Source organism: Reinekea marinisedimentorum (genome assembly GCF_004341165.1).
GTDB lineage: Bacteria > Pseudomonadota > Gammaproteobacteria > Pseudomonadales > Natronospirillaceae > Reinekea > Reinekea marinisedimentorum.
Genome location: NZ_SLZR01000055.1, coordinates 1 through 1,236 on the forward strand (window position 1 = coordinate 1; position 1,236 = coordinate 1,236).

Annotated in this window: 2 protein-coding genes; one reads left to right on the forward strand and one right to left on the reverse strand. The window is 44.5% G+C overall.

Features of this window, described 5'->3' with window-relative positions:
- Positions 1–94 precede the first annotated feature (94 nt).
- A complete protein-coding gene (locus BCF53_RS19110) occupies positions 95–829 on the forward strand; it encodes an IS4 family transposase (protein WP_243645877.1) in 735 nt (244 codons plus the stop codon).
- Here the strand turns inward: BCF53_RS19110 and BCF53_RS19115 are convergent.
- Positions 817–1,236: IS30 family transposase (locus tag BCF53_RS19115; RefSeq protein ID WP_132703499.1), on the reverse strand; the 420-nt coding region annotated here is incomplete at its 5' end. The genes BCF53_RS19110 and BCF53_RS19115 overlap by 13 nt on opposite strands.

Genomic DNA, 1,236 nt, shown 5'->3' on the forward strand with positions numbered 1-1,236 from the left:
CGGTCGTTATCAGAAATATGTAGTGGCGATGATGTTCTCATGCGGCCATTGTACTACAATCTTTTTAATTACTTAACTTTCCGCATGGCCCACTATGCATGCATCCATTACACCGGCCAACATCAATGACATTAACGTTGGTCGAACACTCCCAATTGAAACTGGTGCAACCTATGTCTTCGACAAGGGTTATTACGACTATAACTGGTGGTTTAAGCTGGATCAGGCGGAGTCTTACTTTGTGACCCGATTTAAACACAATGCCGGATTAAATCAGCTTAAAACTCGATCTTTAACTCAGAAAGATGAGGACTACGGCATCTTAAATGATGAGGTCGTTGCGTTTAAGAATCGTCGCCCTGGTGGTGGGAGAATCAACCATTATCATGGCACAGCCCTGAGACGGGTAACCGTCTCTCGACCCGATAAAACAAAGGATTTAGTGATTGCAACAAACGACTTCCAGCGCTCAGCGCAAGAGATTGCCGAACTTTATAAAAAGCGATGGGGCATTGAATTGTTCTTCAAATGGTTGAAACAAAACTTAAAGATTAAACGCTTTCTGGGCCGCAGTGAAAATGCCGTTCGACTCCAAATTTTTACCGCCATCATTACCTATCTGCTGGCGTATTTGTCCCACCGAAGATCGAACACCCACCAGAGCTTAACGCTCTGGCTAGTTGAATTAAGAGAAGGACTTTTTCTCCGTAAGGATACGGCGTATGCCACCGAGAAAAGGCGAAGGCAAGAAGTGCAGGAACTGGCCAGAACCCAAGGAGCATTCTTAGTATCAAGTTTGAAGTGCGACACCGATAGTTATTTTCCATAGTACATTTCCTCCGGTGTTTTATAGTCGTATCGTTTCCTGGGGCGGCTATTTAATTTATTTGCTATTACGTCGCATTGTTGTTGAGTTAGGCTTTCCATGCTCTGGGTTTTCGGAAGGTATTGACGGATCAGCCCATTCACATTTTCGTTACTACCTCTTTCCCATGAGTGATAGGGGGTGGCAAAATAGAACTTGGTTTGGCATCGGGCTTCGATCATTTTGTATTGATGGAATTCTGTACCGTTGTCCGCGGTTATCGTCTTAAAGTTAAGTGGGTCTCTGGCAATTAACCGGATAACTTTTTTGTTAAGCGATCTCGTTGATTTGTCAGCTAGCTTTCCTATCATGACCAGTCCGGTTTTACGCTCCAGTAGCGTAACAATACAGTGGTTGCTGCCACGGCCGTG